The organism is Cecembia rubra, from assembly GCF_003014575.1.
Classification (GTDB): Bacteria; Bacteroidota; Bacteroidia; order Cytophagales; family Cyclobacteriaceae; genus Cecembia_A; species Cecembia_A rubra.
Window position 1 is genome coordinate 22,113 of the sequence record NZ_PYGF01000002.1, and the last position, 17,658, is coordinate 39,770.

General features: G+C 38.8%; 15 protein-coding genes and 1 riboswitch. Of the genes, 9 read left to right on the forward strand and 6 right to left on the reverse strand.

Annotated features, from left to right (window positions below):
* Nucleotides 1-47 precede the first annotated feature (47 nt).
* Nucleotides 48-262: riboswitch (cobalamin riboswitch) on the forward strand.
* Nucleotides 263-426: 164 nt separating this feature from the next.
* From CLV48_RS04920 to CLV48_RS04935, 4 genes are read left to right on the forward strand one after another with little or no spacing between them, the layout of a single operon-like run.
* Nucleotides 427-2,355 (forward strand): TonB-dependent receptor, encoded by a 1,929-nt coding sequence (locus tag CLV48_RS04920; RefSeq protein ID WP_106566168.1) that lies wholly within the window; start codon nt 427-429, stop codon nt 2,353-2,355.
* Nucleotides 2,352-3,410 carry a YncE family protein gene (locus CLV48_RS04925; protein WP_106566169.1) on the forward strand — a complete coding sequence of 353 codons (1,059 nt, stop codon included), beginning with the start codon at nt 2,352-2,354 and terminating at the stop codon, nt 3,408-3,410. The genes CLV48_RS04920 and CLV48_RS04925 overlap by 4 nt, the downstream gene beginning before the upstream one ends.
* 13 nt (nt 3,411-3,423) lie before the next feature.
* Nucleotides 3,424-4,137, forward strand: coding sequence for a Dph6-related ATP pyrophosphatase (locus CLV48_RS04930; protein ID WP_106566170.1), 714 nt, complete (start codon nt 3,424-3,426; stop codon nt 4,135-4,137).
* A gap of 48 nt (nt 4,138-4,185) precedes the next feature.
* On the forward strand, nt 4,186-4,926 hold the full coding sequence (locus tag CLV48_RS04935) for an SDR family NAD(P)-dependent oxidoreductase (RefSeq protein WP_106566171.1): 741 nt from the start codon (nt 4,186-4,188) through the stop codon (nt 4,924-4,926).
* Nucleotides 4,927-4,948: 22 nt separating this feature from the next.
* Here CLV48_RS04935 and CLV48_RS04940 read toward each other — a convergent pair whose 3' ends face one another.
* Entirely contained in the window at nt 4,949-5,443 is a 495-nt protein-coding gene (locus tag CLV48_RS04940) for a SixA phosphatase family protein (protein WP_106566172.1), read from the reverse strand.
* Between the two features lie 89 nt (nt 5,444-5,532).
* Here CLV48_RS04940 and CLV48_RS04945 point away from each other — a divergent pair, with 89 nt between their 5' ends.
* Nucleotides 5,533-5,727, forward strand: coding sequence for a cold-shock protein (locus tag CLV48_RS04945; protein ID WP_106566524.1), 195 nt, complete (start codon nt 5,533-5,535; stop codon nt 5,725-5,727).
* 50 nt (nt 5,728-5,777) lie between these two features.
* Here the strand turns inward: CLV48_RS04945 and CLV48_RS04950 are convergent, their stop codons facing one another.
* Entirely contained in the window at nt 5,778-7,157 is a 1,380-nt protein-coding gene (locus CLV48_RS04950) for an amidohydrolase family protein (protein ID WP_106566173.1), read from the reverse strand.
* 6 nt (nt 7,158-7,163) lie between these two features.
* On the reverse strand, nt 7,164-9,083 hold the full coding sequence (gene gndA, locus CLV48_RS04955) for an NADP-dependent phosphogluconate dehydrogenase (protein WP_106566174.1): 1,920 nt from the start codon (nt 9,081-9,083) through the stop codon (nt 7,164-7,166).
* Nucleotides 9,084-9,358: 275 nt separating this feature from the next.
* Between gndA and CLV48_RS04960 the strand changes: the two genes are divergently transcribed.
* The 4 genes from CLV48_RS04960 (at nt 9,359) to CLV48_RS04975 (ending at nt 14,804) form a co-directional block, all read left to right on the forward strand.
* A complete protein-coding gene (locus CLV48_RS04960; RefSeq protein ID WP_106566175.1) occupies nt 9,359-11,686 on the forward strand; it encodes a PIG-L family deacetylase in 2,328 nt (775 codons plus the stop codon).
* A gap of 89 nt (nt 11,687-11,775) precedes the next feature.
* Nucleotides 11,776-12,648, forward strand: coding sequence for an ROK family protein (locus tag CLV48_RS04965; RefSeq protein ID WP_106566176.1), 873 nt, complete (start codon nt 11,776-11,778; stop codon nt 12,646-12,648).
* Nucleotides 12,649-12,786: 138 nt separating this feature from the next.
* Nucleotides 12,787-14,157 carry a cystathionine beta-synthase gene (locus CLV48_RS04970; protein WP_106566177.1) on the forward strand — a complete coding sequence of 457 codons (1,371 nt, stop codon included), beginning with the start codon at nt 12,787-12,789 and terminating at the stop codon, nt 14,155-14,157.
* A 17-nt stretch (nt 14,158-14,174) separates the two neighbouring features.
* A complete protein-coding gene (locus CLV48_RS04975) occupies nt 14,175-14,804 on the forward strand; it encodes a hypothetical protein (protein ID WP_106566178.1) in 630 nt (209 codons plus the stop codon).
* A 1-nt stretch (nt 14,805) separates the two neighbouring features.
* Here CLV48_RS04975 and CLV48_RS04980 read toward each other — a convergent pair whose 3' ends face one another.
* From CLV48_RS04980 to CLV48_RS04990, 3 genes are read right to left on the reverse strand one after another with little or no spacing between them, the layout of a single operon-like run.
* The gene (locus CLV48_RS04980) at nt 14,806-15,852 is read right to left on the reverse strand and encodes a vWA domain-containing protein (protein WP_106566179.1); all 1,047 of its coding nucleotides are present in this window, start codon (nt 15,850-15,852) and stop codon (nt 14,806-14,808) included.
* Nucleotides 15,839-16,744, reverse strand: coding sequence for a hypothetical protein (locus CLV48_RS04985; protein WP_245889489.1), 906 nt, complete (start codon nt 16,742-16,744; stop codon nt 15,839-15,841). The genes CLV48_RS04980 and CLV48_RS04985 overlap by 14 nt, the downstream gene beginning before the upstream one ends.
* Nucleotides 16,737-17,615, reverse strand: a complete 879-nt coding sequence (locus tag CLV48_RS04990; RefSeq protein WP_106566180.1) for a DUF58 domain-containing protein — start codon at nt 17,613-17,615, stop codon at nt 16,737-16,739. Before CLV48_RS04990 ends, CLV48_RS04985 begins: the two co-directional genes overlap by 8 nt.
* Nucleotides 17,616-17,658 lie beyond the last annotated feature (43 nt).

Here is a 17,658-nt window from a genome sequence, read left to right on the forward strand (position 1 = left end):
GGATGGGAAAAATGAATCATGGAATGCCTATTCAAAAAAAATTAATATGTTTGCAATAGGAAAACGGTTCCCAGACCTATCATTGATCTCGGGATTAAAAGGGAATCCGGTGTGAAACCGGAGCTGTCCCCGCAACTGTAACCCCATCTCGGTCCAATCCGGGATAGAGATTTGCCTCTACAGGGCCATTGTTCGCGGAAGCGAATGAGAAGGCGTGCAAATCCAGGGAAGCCAGGAGACCTGCCATTTTTCTTTATATTCAAAGCTTTCGGGTGAAAGGCTGAGGTAAAATCTTTTGATATGTCATCCTACTTTGAATTATCTTAAGTACAATAAGGATACATATTCACTTCATTCTATCTCAATTATTTACACGGTTTGGCTTTGGATTAAATAGGTGTTTCACTTCATTTAATTCTAAAGGCATTGGTTGTTTGGTTGTTTATTCTTGTTCATGGATTCCTTCCTGATGTTGCTTTGGCAGGAAGAGTTGGCTTAAAGTCCCAAAGTCTTTATCCTTCATTATATATTGAGTTAGAAGGAGATACCCTAAAACTTGAACAAGTAGAGGTTTTTTCCAATCCTCTGAATAAATATACCTTTGGGCAACAGGTAAAAAACATCAATAGGGAACATTTAAGTTTTTTCCAAGGCTTAGGTCTCTCTGAGTTATTGCAGCAACGCACAGGTCTTTTTCTTAGACAATATGGTCCAGGCATGTTGGCATCCTTGACCATGCGTGGTACTTCTGCTGGCCATAATGCAGTTTTTTGGAACGGACTTCCCATCAATAGCCCTTCATTAGGGCAAACTGATTTTTCCATTCTTCCTGTTGGAGCTTTCGATGATGTTCAATTGCATTTTGGAAGTGGAGGTGCGCTTTTTGGGACGGATGCAATTGGTGGTGCTGTTCATTTGAATACCAAACTTAAATTTGGGCAGGGCCACGCTTTCCAATCAGATAGCAATTTGGGAAGTTTTGGGCGGTGGAATCAACAGCTGCAATATGGTTATTCGGACAAATTTGTTTCGGTAAGGACAAGAGTTTACAGAAATATAGCAGAAAATGACTTTCCTTTCCGAAACCTGGCTAAACCTGGCACTCCAATAGAAAGGCAGGAGCATGCAGCCTTCCTACAGGAGGGATTTACCCAAGACTTTGCTTTTCAGATCAAATCAAAACAGCTGATAAGTAGTTCACTTTGGTACAATCAAACAGTAAGAGAAATCCAACCTGTGATTGGTTCCAATACACGGGATTTGCAGCAGGACAGAAATGTACGCTGGGTGCTGGATTATTTCAATTTTGCAGGCAAGAGGATATGGAACATTAAAACCGGTATGGTCAAGGACCAATTGGTATTTAATGCCAGCGAAAACAATACAAGTCAGTTTTTTCTTATTGGCGACTTAGACTGGGATATTAATCCAATCATTTCAAGTAAATCCGGGATACGATATGCACATGTCCAAGGCAAGCTTAGCACCTATTTCGCACAAGAAAATAGAATTGAGCTTTACCAAAGTGCCAACTTTAAATTAAAAGAGGAGGAACTCAATTTTTCATTAAACCTCCGTCAATTTATTTACGATGGGGTCATGGCGCCATTCACACCAAGTGTTGGTGCAGATTGGAGGATTTTTCCTCAAATGAAAAAAGAGATCAAAGTTCATGCAAATGGAGCAAGAAGCTTCAAAGTCCCTACTTTAAATGATAGGTTCTGGGAGCCTGGAGGAAATAGGGAACTATTGCCTGAGTCTTCATGGAGCGGAGAATTGGGGATTTCTTATGAGTACAAATTGGGGGATTTTCTATTAAACCAACAGCTTACCCATTACCGTATGTGGGTGGACGATTGGATCATTTGGTTACCCAAAGGGAACCTTTGGTCCCCAGAAAATATAAGGGAAGTTATGAATAAGGGACTGGAATATTCGTTAGATGCCCATTATCAGAAGGGAAGTTGGGACTTCAAATTTCAAAGCAACTACAATTGGGTGAGAGCAACCAATCTGACCAATATTTCTGAAAATGATAAGAGTTCCGGTATGCAATTACCTTATACACCCATGCATAAATTTCAATCATTTTTTAGTGTAGGACACGGTCAGTTTGAAAGCTATGTCAATTATCATCTCATTGGTTCTAGGTTTGAGACAATAGACAATATTGCTCAACTACCTCCTTATGGGCTTTGGGATTTAGGACTTAAGATAAAAAGATTTAAAGTAGGTGTAGTTAATGCAAGATTGGGATTTCAGGTAAACAATGTCCTGAATACATCCTATCAGGTGCTGCGCCTCAGACCAATGCCAGGAAGAAATTATCAATTAAATATTCAGTTTTCACTATGAAAAAAATTAGCAATCTAGGAACAGCAATTATTTTGTTATTGTCCCTTTTTTCTTGCATGGAAGAAGGGAGTCAGATGCCCGCAGGGGAATTTGAAAGAGGTATTTTGATTTTGAATGAAGGGGCTTTTGGAGCTAATGATGGAGAAGTTTACCATTATGACCCTAACTTGGGTACTATCAAAACCAATATTTTTGAAAGCAAAAATGGAAGGCCTTTTGCCGGATTATTACAGGATTTGGTTGCATCAGAAGGTAGGTTATATCTGATAGCCAATACTGGAAAAGTCGAAGTTGTAGACCCAAAAGATTTTGCAAATAGGGGGGCAGTTACTTCTGGATTGGATATCAGCCGATCTTTGGTAACTGCAAACCAAAAAATATATATCTCAGACTGGGGGCCTTATGATGCCAATTTCAATAGCCCGAATTCTTACATAGCAGTTGTAAACCAATTGGATGGTGGATCCGTCAATAAAAAAATTGCTGTGTCTTCCCGTCCCGAAGGGATGTTTGTGGAAGGAAATCAGCTACTGATAGCTTGTTCGGCCGCCAAGAAGTTGGATGTTGTTTCACTGAACACAGAACAACTGCTTAAATCTGTTGACATACTGGGGAGGCCTAGTCGGTTTTTTGAGTCAGGAGGAAGATTGTATTTATATGCAAGAGATGGGGGGAATGTTTATTTTCATGAAATCAATAGGTCCAGCGGGGATATCGCAAAAACTGTAAAGGTTAATTTACCGCTATCAACTTCAAATTTTGCTCTGACTGATAATGGTGAAGTGCTGATCATAACTTCCACAGGATGGCCTGATTATAACGATGCCGTTGCAAGGGTTGACATAAATGACGGTCAGGTTTTGAATTCCTCTGTTTATACTGGTTCTGGGCTTTATGGTATTGGATTCCATAAAGAGAGGAGTGAAATTTATTTGACGGATAATAACGGTTTTCAGGGGAATGGCACTGTGATTATCCTTGATAGGGAAGGTATTCAGAAAAAAACCTTTGTAGCGGGTAGGGGTCCTTCAGGTTTTAAATTTAATTTAAATTGAAATCATAAGAAATATGATTAAAAAAATCCCCATATCATTGGCTTGGTCAGGAGGGAAAGATTCAGCCTATTCTTTATATGTGCTCAATAAAACATCTGAATTTCAGGTCGTCCGTTTGCATACCACACTTGTTGAAGGGACAAAAAGGGTAGGGCTTCATGGAATTCAGGAGTCGCTGATTCATAAACAGGCAAGTTTGATCGGACTTCCATTGGATACTATATACTATCCGGAGAGCGGGGACAATCAAGCTTATGAAAAAGCCATGACAGGATATTTAAGGCAACTCAAGCAAGAAGGGATTTTTCATGTTGCATATGGAGATATATATCTAGAAGACCTCAAACAATACCGCGAAGCGCAATTGGAAAAAGCTGGAATACAACCTATTTTCCCACTTTGGGGAAGGAATACCAGACAAATAGTAAATAAAATCCTTCACTCTGGGTTTTTGACAGCCATTTGTGCAGCAGATGCTGATAAAATCGACAAATGTTGGCTAGGCAAGGTTTTAAATCAAGAGTTTTTGGATGCTTTAGCGCCTTCAGTAGATCCCTGCGGTGAAAACGGCGAGTTCCATACTTTTTGTTTTGGTGGACCCATATTTTCCGAAAAAATATCCATTCTACTGGGCGAAACTATAGCGAGAAGTTATTCCTATGAAGATAGCCAGGGTGAAGTTCTCAAAAAACAATTTTGGTTTAAAAACATTAAGCTTATAGATTAGTGCTTTATAGTTTCTCTTTCTGACTCTCAAAACCTGGTGGATAATTATATGTCATCAAAATCAGCTTTATACATTGTTACAGGCTCAAGTAAGGGAATTGGCGAGGCTTTGGTGAAGAAGCTCCTTGAAGAACCAAATAATCGGGTCATAGGAATGGCAAGGTCTCAGATGGAGTTATTTCACCCAAACTTCAAATTCATCCAAATTGACCTTTCCAATTTTCAGGAAATATTGGAACACATTGATGACATATTTCCTGAAGAGAGTTTTGCTAAGGTAGTACTCGTTAACAACGCAGGCTGGATTGGTGAGATTGTGCACTTAGGCAATATGACACCTGTTGGTATTTATAAGACTTTTGTCCTGAATACCATAGCGCCCACTGTCCTGATGAATGCCTTTATTAAAAAATACGGAAACCAAATGGAGGTTGAAAGATTGATTGTCAACATCAGTTCTGGAGCTGCCAAAAAAGCTATAGATGGTTGGGCATGTTACTCTGCCTCTAAAGCAGCCATCAATATGCTAAGTGAAGCAGTTGCTATCGAGGCTAGTTTGGATAATACTGGAATACGTGTTTTTTCGGTAGCTCCTGGAGTTGTAGATACCGATATGCAATCTGAAATACGTAAAGCTGAGGTAGAGTCTTTTTCTTCACTCTTAAAATTTGTAGGATTAAAAGAAAACCAACTTCTAAGTACTCCCGATCATGCCGCCAAAAAGCTTTTAGAATTAATCCAAAATCCTGGGAATTTTGAGGAGGTCCTTCAAGATGTAAGGGAATTTTGAAATTCCAACTTAAACAAGGTTTCTAGTCTTCCTTTCGCTTTGGGTAGTCAAAAAACCAGAATTTAGCATTTTTCTTGCTGATTTCCTCCCAGTCAGCTACTTCAAATTTAAATCCAAACAGTCCTGTTGTAGGAAGGTTATCAATATCCTCTCCCATTTTTTCAATAAATTCATTGAAACCTGGGTTATGGCCGAAAACGAAAAGGATTTTGATGTTATTTTTCGTTTTTTTTATTTCGTTGAGAATGGTATTAGAGGAAGCCATATAGAGGGATTCATTGAATTTTACCTTTTCTTTTGGAAAATGCAGGTTTTCAGCAAAAATAAGTGCAGTCGATTTTGCTCTTACAGCATCAGAAGAAATAATGGCGTCAGGATAGATGTCTTTTTTCTTCAATCGCTGCGCCATACGTGGTGCATCCCTGTATCCCCTTTCAGCTAAAGGACGTTCATGGTCATTCAAAAAAGGGTCATCCCAGGATGATTTGGCATGCCTTATAAGTACTAGCTTTTTCATTTTGGTAATTTAGCAAAATTAATTTTTGTTTTTTAACTATGCTTGTTTACATTTATGTTCCATTTAACCACATAATTCTTAAATTTATCATGCTTACCGGAACAGTAAAATTCTACAATGATGCCAAAGGCTTTGGATTTATCATTGATGACGAGTCACAAAGTGATATTTTTGTCCATGCCACAGGCTTGGTAGACAAAGTTGCTCAAAATGACAAAGTTACTTATGATGTTAAAGACGGCAAAAAAGGTCCTAATGCTATAAATGTTAAAAAAGTGCAGTAATAGTATCGGTTAGGTCAAGAAATTGAGAACGCCCTCCTAAGAGGGCGTTTTTATTTTCGAATGTTTTTTTCTTCTATTCTTTTTAGTTCTGAAGTCAGTTTTTCTTGGCTGATCCATTGTCCGCGAAGCATCAAGCCTCTGACTTTTTTTAATTCTCCCAGGTCAGACAAGGGGTTTCCTGAAAGAAGTACAAAATCTGCATCCGCTCCTATAGAAATTTCACCAAACTCACCTTCTCTTTCAAAATATACAGCAACATTTTTAGAACCCGTTTTTAATATATCCAAAGGACTTAGACCAGCTTCATACATGGATTTGATTTCATTATGGATAGAAAAACCGGGGACATTAAAAACTTGAGGGGAGTCAGAACTTAATAGTATTGGAACACCTGCCTCATAAAGGGTCTTTAATAATTTTTGTCTGAATTCCAGGTAAGGTTTGACATTATCTTCTTTTAATACTCCTTGATTCTCCAGTAATTTTTTCTGGTTTACCCATTGCTGAACCTGAATGCCCGGCATATATTTCATTTCATCTTCTAATCTGAATTCATCAGCTGGAATATATCCAAAAAACCTTTCAAACAGTGTTAATGTAGGTGCAATCCAGGCTTTTTTCTCTAAGGTAAGTTGAACCAAAGAAGGCAACTTGCTCATATCCACTTCTTTTACAAGCAGCATGCTGAAAGGTCCAGCTATTTGAGGATCCAGCTTTGACTTATCTTCAATCAAAGCCTCGATATACCCATCCATGTGTTCCACGGACTTGTAACCATTTTGAAGAGAATTTTCCAGGCCAACGTCCAGTGACACATGCCCACCGAATTTTATATCCACTTCTTTGGCTGTTTTAGCAATGGTCAAAAAGCGGGTCATATCAAGACCTGGGTGCAATTTCAAGTGATCAAAACCTGCAGCATGCTGATCTCTAACCATTCTTTCGCCCATTTCAGGGGATTCCACAGAAGCTCCATTGAGGGATTGTCCTGCTGCAAAAATTCTAGGTCCAATGATTTCTCCTTTCTCGATTTTCTTTTTTAGCTCTAAATGGGACGAATGGCCTATCATGCCTCTCACATTAAGGATGCCATTGGCCAAGTAAAGCCACATTACATCTTGGATATATGAGAAATCTCCTGTTTCTGTAATAGGAATATGGGAATGCATTTCTGCTAGTCCCGGAAAAGCAAAAGTACCTTTTCCATCAATTTGTTGGATTCGTTTTAACCCTGATGGAATTCCGGAAACTGGATAAATATTAAAGATTTTCCCATCCTTAACATGGATTGTATGATTGTCCAGGACCTTTTCATTGTTCAATGTCAGAATATGAACATTTTTTACCAGATATTCTTGGGCCATAGCAGGCACATGGGGATATAATATGCCATAAACGGAGATGAGGAAAACTAGAATTAAGGGCTTCATGTTGGGTTATTTTGAATGTTTTTGTTTTAGGGCAATCCAATCAGTATGCCTTGGGATACTATCTGGATCATCTATTCTTAAATAGGTATGAGCGCCGAAGTAATCTCTTTGTGCCTGAATCAGATTGGCAGAGGAGTCATCAGTTATCCGACCTAATAGGTAATTTAAGGAGGCGGACATAACGGGTAAGGCAAAATCATGTTGAAGGCCCATTCCAACTATATATGCCAGGTCAGGTTTCCATTCTTTAATTTTTCCTTTCAGGTTATTGTTATGGAAAATTGAAGGCCCGGATTTAAATAATTCTACTAAATCTTCCATTAGCGTTGATCTGATGATACAGCCATTTGTCCATATTCGAGCTATTTCTGAGAAATTCAGGTTCCAGTTCATGGAATCGGAGACACGTTGCATCAGGTTAAAACCAGTTTCATGATTGATGATACGGGCAAGAGCAAAGGAATTCTTCAGGTGTTCTAAAACAAGCACCTTATCTTCAGCAAATGCCCTGAATCTATGATTGTAAATACTGGAAAGTGCTGTTCTGTCTTTTTTATTGGCAGAAAGTTGACGGGCAGAGACAGCTTCAAATAGTGAGCTGTAAGGACTATTGAAGTTAAGAGCAGTCTGTATAGACCATCCTCCGGTGCCTTTTTGCTCTGCCTGATCGAGGATCTTATCCAGTAAGAAGTCCTGATTTTCTTTAATTTCCAGAATATCAGCTGTAATTTCAAGTAAATAACTTTTCAATCCGCCCCCCATCCAATTTCTAAGCACTTTGGCTGATTCAGGAAGACTTAACTTAAGTCCATGCCGAAGCAAATGAACGGTTTCTGCGATTACCTGCATTTCACCGTATTCGATACTGTTGTGTACCATTTTTATAAAATGGCCAGCACCCTCAGGACCTACATATGTGACACATGCAATTCCCTTTTTATCATTAGCTGCTATTTTTTCTAAATAGGGAGATAGGAGATCGTATGCAGCCGGGCTTCCACTTGGCATAAGGGAGGGACCTTTTCTGGCACCTTCCTCACCTCCAGAGACCCCCATCGGTAAAAAATGGATTCCTCTTTCAGAAAGATATTTACTTCTTCTGTTAGAGTCTTCAAAAAAAGAATTGCCCCCATCTATTAGTACATCGCCCTTTTTGAGTTGGGGAAGTAATTGCTCAATTTGTTGATCAATAGCTGAACCTGCCGGGATCATTAGCAGTATTTTTCGGGGGCTTGCCAGACTGTTGACAAAGGATTCAAGGCTGTCATAGCCTTGAAGCAATGGGAATTGATTGTTCTTGGCAACAAAATCAGTAGCAATATTTTCTTCCTTTCCAGGAACATGTCTATTATAAACAGCCACTGGAATTCCGTTTTCGGCCATATTGAGCGCAAGGCTTTTACCCATTACCCCCATGCCAATTACTCCAATATGAGATTTTGGCCTTTCATCAAGAATGTGCTCCAGGATTTCCTGCACTATTACTTCAGGGGTGTTTTTTATATCCAGGTGAAGACCATATGCAGGCTGCTCCCAAGTATCCAATTGAGATGTCAGTAAACCAGGAGGCATGTAATGGTTTTTCCTGTTTTTTAACCTTTCTTCCAGTAAGAGTCTTTCCCCTTGGAGGTGGATCCAAAAAATATCCGGAACATATTGAAGGATTGACCTGTAAGATTCTTTAAGTGCAGAACAAGCCAAAATAGCTCCACCAGATTTTTCCCAGTCTTGAATTTTCTCAGCTAAATGGTTCAGCCATGGCATTCGGTCCTTATCTGTCAAGGGAATCCCCTGTGACATTTTTTCTACATTGGAGCTGGGATGAAAATCATCTGCATCAAAAAATGGCAGAAAGGATTTTTGGGAAAGAAGGGTGCCGATGGTGGTTTTTCCACTTCCTGAGACACCTGTAACGATACAAATCATGGTACAATTTAAGAAATTTAATTTTAAAGGGAGATTTTTTGAGTAAAGGAAAAACCGTCAATCCACTGCAGATGCAATAGGTTCAATTTTTTTTCAAACTAGGGTATAAAAGGCCATCTTTCCAAGAAATAGGGTTTATTGCCTGAGAAATGGCAATTTTTTCTCTGGATATATTTTAAGTAATCAAAAATACTTTTTTAAAAAATTTATTAAAGTTTGCTATTTTAAGCAAAAGTTTTTTATTTTGTATCATAGTAAACCATAAAACTCGTCATATGCTCAGCAATTATCCGCTTTCAGAAGTAGAAAAGGCCTTCCAGGCTGAGTCTGGAATTACTTCCATCAGAACAAAGATCCCCTACCTCACTGTTGAAAACTTTCCAAAACTTGGATTGATTACGGCATGTAGATTTCTGGAATGGGCTGCCGAAAATCCAGAAGGGGTGATCAGTTTACCAACTGGAAAAACACCAGAGTATTTTATCAAATGGACACAGTACCTTTTGGAGAATTGGGATTCAAAAAAGGGGAAAGAGATTAGGGAAAAGTATAACCTAGGTAAAACAAAGAAGCCGGTTTTGAAGGATTTGACCTTTGTGCAGATTGATGAGTTTTATCCTATTTCTTCAGGACAGAATAATAGTTTTTTTCATTACGTCAACAAATTTTACCTGGAAGGATTTGGTTTGAGTAAGGAAAAGGCCATTTTGATCAATTCAGATGAGATTCCATTGGCACAGGGCAAACATTTTAACGAAGTTTTTCCGGATTTGAAGGTGGATCTTTCCTTAAGATTCAGGGATCCTGCTACTTCACTTGAAAAAATTCAGCAGGAATCCATATACATGATTGATCAATGGTGTGGAGATTATGAGCAAAGAATAAGGGATTTGGGCGGTATTGGCTTCTTTTTGGGAGGAATAGGTCCTGATGGCCACATTGCTTTTAATACCAGAGGTTCTCATTTGTTTTCTCCAACACGATTAACTGAGACTAACTTTGAAACCCAGGCAGTTGCGGCAGGAGATTTAGGTGGTATTGAGGTTTCAGCAAATAGATTGGTAATCACAATCGGATTGGAAACCATCACTTATAATAAGGATGCAGTTGCCATTATAATTGCTGCCGGTGAGGCAAAAGCCCAAATAGTGAAAGATTCACTTGAGAACAGTCTCAACAACAAATTTCCTGCTACAGTACTTCAAAAACTCAAAAACGGTAGATTTTACCTCACCAAAGGTGCTGCTGTTCGCTTAACTGATTCTGTGGACAGTTATTATAGAACAGGGGAATGGACTTGGGAAAAAACAGAAAGGGCTGTCATTGAACTGTGTAAAAAGTTAGGAAAGTACGGGCACAGGTTGAAATTGGAAGATCTTAAAAGTGATAAATATACTTCTTTGATACCAAATCTTTCAGAAGATACTGTAAGCCAGGTTATGAAAAGTACTGTAGAAAAACTAAACCGCGGTACAACTAAAGAAAAGAACCAAGTAATCCTCCATACAGGCCCGCATCATGATGATATTTCTTTAGGGATTTTGCCTCATATCACTAATCAGCTTCAGGAAAACAGTAATGAGGCTCATTTCTCTGTGCTTACTTCAGGCTTTACAGCTGTAACCAACACATTTGTCATTGATACACTTCTTCATACCAGAAAACTTTTGGATGAAGGTCAGATACAAATGGTGAATTATGACGATTTCTTTGAAATTGGATATAAACTGAAAACTGATAAGGATGTCTACCATTACCTGACCAAAGTTGCTGCAGAGGATACTGAGGGACGTATGAGAGGGCTAAGCCATAGGGTGATCAGGGCATTAGTTGAGATTTTTGAAATTAAAAGCAAACATAAACTCAGGGAAACTATCAATGATGTGATCAGTATTTTGAGAAACAGCTATGATGGTGAAAAGAATCCGGTAAAAATCCAGAAGCTTAAAGGAATGATCCGTGAGTTTGAGGAAGAACTTGTTTGGGCCCATTTTGGAGTACAGGTTAAAAATGTACATCACCTCAGGTTAGGTTTTTATACCGGCGATATTTTTACAGAGCAACCTGATAAAAAACGGGATGTAGAACCCATTGTTGAGATGTTCCGTAAGATCAATCCGACAAAAATAAGCTTAACTTTGGATCCTGAAGGTTCAGGACCCGATACCCACTACAAAGTTTTACAGGCTACAGCAGAAGCAGTAAGACAATGGGGGGAAGAGAAGGATTTGAGTGAATTAAGAATTATTGGTTATAGAAATGTCTGGTTTAAATTTGAACCTCACGAGGCCAATATTATTGTGCCTGTTTCATTAGGTGACATGGCAGTCATGGAAGATTCATTTGCCAATTGTTACCTCAGTCAGGTGAATGCATCCTTTCCAAGTTATTCCCATAATGGCAAATTCAGTACAGTTGCCAAAAGAATTTGGGTAAGCCAACTTAATGACATTCAGCTATTACTTGGCAAGAACTACTTCTACCTACATGATACCGCCAAAGTAAGGTCCAGCCATGGTTTGATCTTCTTTAAGGATATGGATGTGGAAGAATTTTTGGCTCATGCCAGAGAATTAGAGAAGTCTATAGAGGGGATGATCTAATTACAAAAAAGAACTTAAAACGAAAGGAAAGGAGTTTGGTTATGCCATTCTTCTTTTTCCTTTTTTAATTCGCTATTAACTCCAGCAATATGTTTAAACACTTTCAGGCTATTCTAGGATTGGATATTGGCGGAACGTCTATCAAAGCAGGTGTGATGGTTCAGGGGAAATTACATGATGTTCGAAGCATCGATACTCCCTACCTTGAAAGCCAAGAAGTTATTTTGGAGGCAATAGCCGATTTCATTAGTACTTATCAGGATTTTGATTTTGCTGCTATTGGGATTGGGATACCTGGATTGATTGATACGGACAATGGAATTGTTCTTAACCTGGGCAATATCCCTTCTTTTACCAAAGTTTATTTAAGGGATTATCTACAACGTAAATTTGAAAAACCGGTTTTCATCAATAATGATGCAAATTGTTTTGCATTAGGTGAATATAAATTTGGTGCTGCCAAAATTTATAGACATGTAGTTGGGATTACCCTTGGGACAGGTGTTGGTACAGGGATTATTGTCAATGGCCATCTTTACTGCGGTTTTAACTGTGCTGCAGGGGAGTGGTGTTCTGCACCTTATCTAGATAAGGATTTCGAATTTTATTGCAGCAGCAAATTTTTCATTTCCAATTATGGAAAGAAGCCAAAATCCTTGTATAAAAAGGCCTTAGAAGGAGATGCTGAAGCATTGAAAGCTTTCAACGAATTTGGATATCATTTAGGAGAACTCATCAAGAATATTTTGTTTGCTTTGGCTCCGGAAGCCATCGTCCTAGGGGGGTCTATCCGTAAGGCTTATCCTTTTTTCAAGGAGAGTATGATGGATAATATTGCAACCTTTAAGTATCCTTCTATAAGTTCCAATCTTAAAATACTTATATCTGAATTAGATGAGACTGCAATTCACGGAGCAGTAGCATTGGTAGACGAGTATGCTGTTTCTGTTGATTCCATCTGATTTATGAAAAGGTTTTACAGAATTATTTGCTCCATTCAAGTATCACCTGAATCAAAATAAAATTTGGATTTAAATTGGTGTCAGTAATCACCTTTGAAATTATTCGTAACTTGCGGTGAAATTGAACGCATAGAAGTTATGATTTATAATTCCATCATTGAGACCATTGGCAATACTCCGCTCCTACGCTTGAATAAGGTCAATAAAGGTATCAAGGGAGAAATTCTGGTAAAAGTTGAGTATTTCAACCCCGGAAATTCCATGAAAGACAGGATGGCTGTCAAAATGGTAGAGGATGCAGAGAAGGCAGGAATATTGAAACCTGGGGGTACCATAATTGAGGGTACGAGTGGTAATACAGGAATGGGGTTGGCACTTGCTGCCATCGCCAAAGGTTATAAGTGTATTTTTACTATGGCTGACAAACAGTCCAAAGAGAAAATTGACATACTTAAGGCTGTTGGTGCTGAAGTCATTGTATGTCCTACTAATGTAGCGCCAGAAGATCCTAGATCCTATTATTCTGTAGCCAAGCGATTGAATCAAGAAATACCAAATTCTTTTTATCCAAACCAATATGATAATCTTTCCAATTCCCTGGCTCATTATGAAACCACGGGGCCAGAAATTTGGAAAGACACTGAAGGAAAAATTACCCACTTTGCTGCCGGGGTAGGTACAGGGGGGTCTATGTGTGGCACGGCCAAGTACCTCAAAGAAATGAATCCTGATATTGTGACTGTTGGTATTGATACCTATGGTTCGGTTTTTAAGAAATACAAGGAGACTGGAGTTTTTGATGAAGATGAGATCTATCCATACCTTACCGAAGGTATTGGAGAAGATATTCTACCCAAAAATGTTGATTTTGACTTAATTGACCATTTCATCAAAGTAACGGATAAGGATGCAGCCGTAATGACTAGGAGGCTTTCTAGAGAAGAGGGGCTATTTGTAGGATGGTCATGTGGATCTGCTGTTCATGGAGCATTGGAATATGCTAAGGAGAATTTGAATGAGGGTGACAGAATGGTTATCATTCTTCCTGACCATGGAACAAGATACCTTGGTAAGATCTATAATGATGATTGGATGCGGAATCATGGTTTTTTGGAAGACAAAACCTTTGGTACTGCCAGGGATATTATAGCTTCAAGAAATGGGTCCTACCGTTTGGTGGTTTCCTACAAGTCAGATAAGGTAAAGGATGCTATTGCTTTGATGAATAGTAAAAGCGTGTCCCAAATTCCAGTAATGGAAGATGGCCAAGTGGTAGGTAGTATCACGGATAACAAACTATTAAGCAAAATTATTGAAAACCCAGAGCTTAAAGATGCATCCGTAGCTGAAGTCATGGAGTCTTCTATTAAGTTTGTGGCGCTTGACAGTACCTTAGATGTACTTTCTTCAATGGTAGATAAGGAAAAAGCTGTTTTGGTTAGGGATGACAATCATCAGATCCATATCATAACCAAGCACGATATTCTGGAAGCCATCACCAAGTCCTAAGGAACAAAACAAAGTAAATGAGTAGAGATAAGTTGTCCCAGCTCAGAGAGCAGGGTTATGATTTTAATATTGAGAATATTCTACAAAGGGGATTTAGAATGTTTATGGCCCAGCCCATATTGAGCATTTCTTACACCCTTTTGATCATTACCCTGCAGCTCTTATTTGCGTTATATTTAAGTGAAGTGACTTTCCTTTATGCTCTTTTTTTAGCTCCGCCCTTATTTTCCGGATTTTACTTTGTTGCCAATAAAATCAGTCTTGGAGAAAGGGTTGTATATTCTGATTTCTTCAAAGGATTTGGGGTGGCATGGGCGGTAATCTCTATATGGCTTATCGGTCAGATCCTTACAGCATTAGGGATATTTGCTCTTGTGATACCAGGTATTTATCTGGCCGTGGCTTATAGTTTTTCTGTTCTAATGTCCATCTTTGGCGGCTTTGACTTTTGGACGGCCTTAGAAGAAAGCAGAAAGTTAATAACAGTTAAATGGTGGAAATTTTTTGCATTTTCGCTGATTTTGCTCGCAATAAATTTAATTGGACTGTTTCCATTAGGCTTATTGCTCCCAGTTAGCATTCCGGTCACTTTTTATTCGACTTATGTTTTGTTTGAGGACCTTACCAGGGATATATTTTCAGAATAAATCAGTCTAATAGGAAGTTATTGAAGAAAGTGCTCTTCAAACCCAACCAGCTTAAGAAAAGTAAGATGCCCCAGAATAAGTAGGAACGGTAATAATCTACTGTTTCTTTATATCGGGATTCAATTATTTCGGCCTTTTCCAGATTGTCGATTTCATCAAAAATTTTCTCCAGGGCGTTGTCATCCGAAGCCCTATAAAATCTACCCCCTCCAATTTCTGCGATTTCACGAAGGGTGCTTTCATCCAAATAGCTTTCTATCATTTGAGGTCTTCCAAAGAAATCAACTCCATAAGGGACCATTCCATCCTTTCCAACTGCTATTGTGTAAATCTTAATATCCAAAGCAGCAGCAAGTTGGGCAGCAAAAATTGGGTCAACATTTCCTGCATTGTTTTCTCCATCACTCAACAAAATCATCACTTTTGATTTGGATTCTGATTCCCGCATCCTGTTGGTACCAGCAGCCAAAGCGCTTCCTATTGCCGTTCCTTTGGCGTCCATCATGTTGAAACTGATGTCTTTAACCAAATCTGTAAGGAGAGCATAGTCCGTGGTCAATGGAGCCAAGGAGTAAGCTTCACCGGAAAAAATCACCATTCCTATCCTATCTCCAAAACGCCCGTTGATAAAATCAATGGCCGTTTCTTTAGCTGCTTCCAATCTATTGGGTTCGAAATCCTGTAAATCCATGGATTCTGAAATGTCCAAGACAATCATTATATCAATACCTTCTGTATATTGTTCTACCCTTTCATTGGTCCTTTGAGGCCTTGCGAGTGCTATAATAAGCATCAAGGTACCCAATAAAAAAAACAAGCCCGGTATCAACCTCAGGTAGGTCCAAGGATTGCTTTGGGATATACTCCCAGGGAGGGAAAGTTCAAGGACTGGGTTTTTTAAAAACTTAATGAACTTCCGTAAAGTGAACAGTAAAGGTACAAACCATAACAAGTGTAATGCCCACAAATTTTCCCATTCAAAGGACCTGAATGTGTCCGGGGAAAACCAATAAAAAGAAAAAAAATCAGCTACATTATTGGCGTTCATCAGTAGTGGTGATTTTTTGTTGGTAAGACTGGGAACAAATGGACCAAAGATTCTGGCAGGCCTGAGGAAGATCTTTTCCCGATTTACCGGCATATATAATCATTTCAATCTCTCTTAAATCTTTAATTATCTCTTTATTTTCAAGGAAATCGGCAATTTCCATCGTAGTCCATTCACGGAATGGCCTGGATTTAAGGTGTTCCATATAAGTCTTCCAAAGTCCTAATAACTCATCTGCATGTTCCATGCTTGGCTCTGAGGTAAATGACGCTTCGGCTTTTTTCCATTTTTGAACAAACCTTTTGTATTTCCTTTTTTCCATCCAGATATCCCATCTCTTTGATATTTGTTTTCCAAAGAAAAAGAATAGAATACTTCCTATTAAAATCAAAGCCAGGATTAATCCAATCATTAGTGGATAATTGAAGCTTGTATCAATGGCTTGGTAAACATTGTTGTCCTTAAAAATCAACTCGTCGGGTATTTCTTCAATGGTCAGTTTCAGTGCCAAAGAGGATTCCAGTGGTTTGTACTTAAGACTGTCATATTTGAATACTTCAAAAACCGGGATTGAAAAATCTACCACGGGCTCCAATGAAAAGTTGGAGATATAGTATATGGCGCTATCCAGGGTATTTCCTTCTGAAGAAGCACTTATAAAGGTTTTCTTTTCCAAAAGGACAAAAGGAGAGAAGTCGAATGTGGAATCTGGAAATACGATATTCTGACCTTTTCCATATTTGGCTTTTAAGACATAGCCCACCCTTTCTCCTAGTTTGGCGGAATCCTGAAGGAAATAGCCTTCAACTTCCACCTGTTGTTGGGCCCATGCACCCATGGAAAAAAAGGGCAAGAAGGTTATTAATGCGATATATTTAATTATTTTATCCACGCTTCATGGTACGGTTTCTACGCTTGAATAGTTCAATCAAAGGAAGTACTATGTCCTCTTTGGTGTTGATGTTCAGGTAATTGATCTGGTTTTTTTTACAGATGTCCTGCAAGTGGATTCTTTCAGAAGTAAAGGTGTTACCGATTTTCTTTGAGAATGATCCAAATGCAGTATTTACCCATGTGGTTTTTCCCTCTTCTTTGTCATAGATGGGAATGATTCCAAGGGAAGGCAGTGCAGATTCTCTTGGGTCAGTTACCTGAATGGCTACAAGGTCATGCTTTTCTGCCAGCGCCTTAAAAGGGCGCTCATATCCTTCATCAATGAAGTCTGAGATTACAATGATAATACTTCTTTTTTTGATATGATTAAGGGCAAAATTGAACATTTCCTTGAGGTTTGTCTTCAAGGATTTGTTCTGATGTTTGAAAATAGCCTGAATGATTTTCACACCTTGTTTTGGTCCTTTTCCTGGCAGGATGATTTTCTCTTTTTGGTCAGAATAAGAAATCAAACCTGCCTGACTTCCTTCAAATATGGCGGCTAAAGTCAAAACTCCTGCGATTTCCTTGCCGAGGTCGATTTTTTTTCTGCCTTTTTCTCCAATGTCTTGGGAACCTGAAATATCCAAAAGGAAAAAAACCGACTGGTCTTTATCCTCTTTAAAGGTTTTCACAAAAGTACCGTGTCCTTTCGCAGATACTTTCCATTCAATGGTCCTTACATCATCTCCATATTGATAAGGACGGAGGTCATCAAATTCAAGACCTGCTCCTTTGAAAATAGAACGGTAGTCCCCCTGAAGATGGTTGTTGGCCACCTTACGGATCATGATTTCATATTTTCTAAGTTTTTTTAGGAGTTGGTTCATGCAGATTGTATTCGGGTGACTAATTTAAGGCTATGTGCTGAAT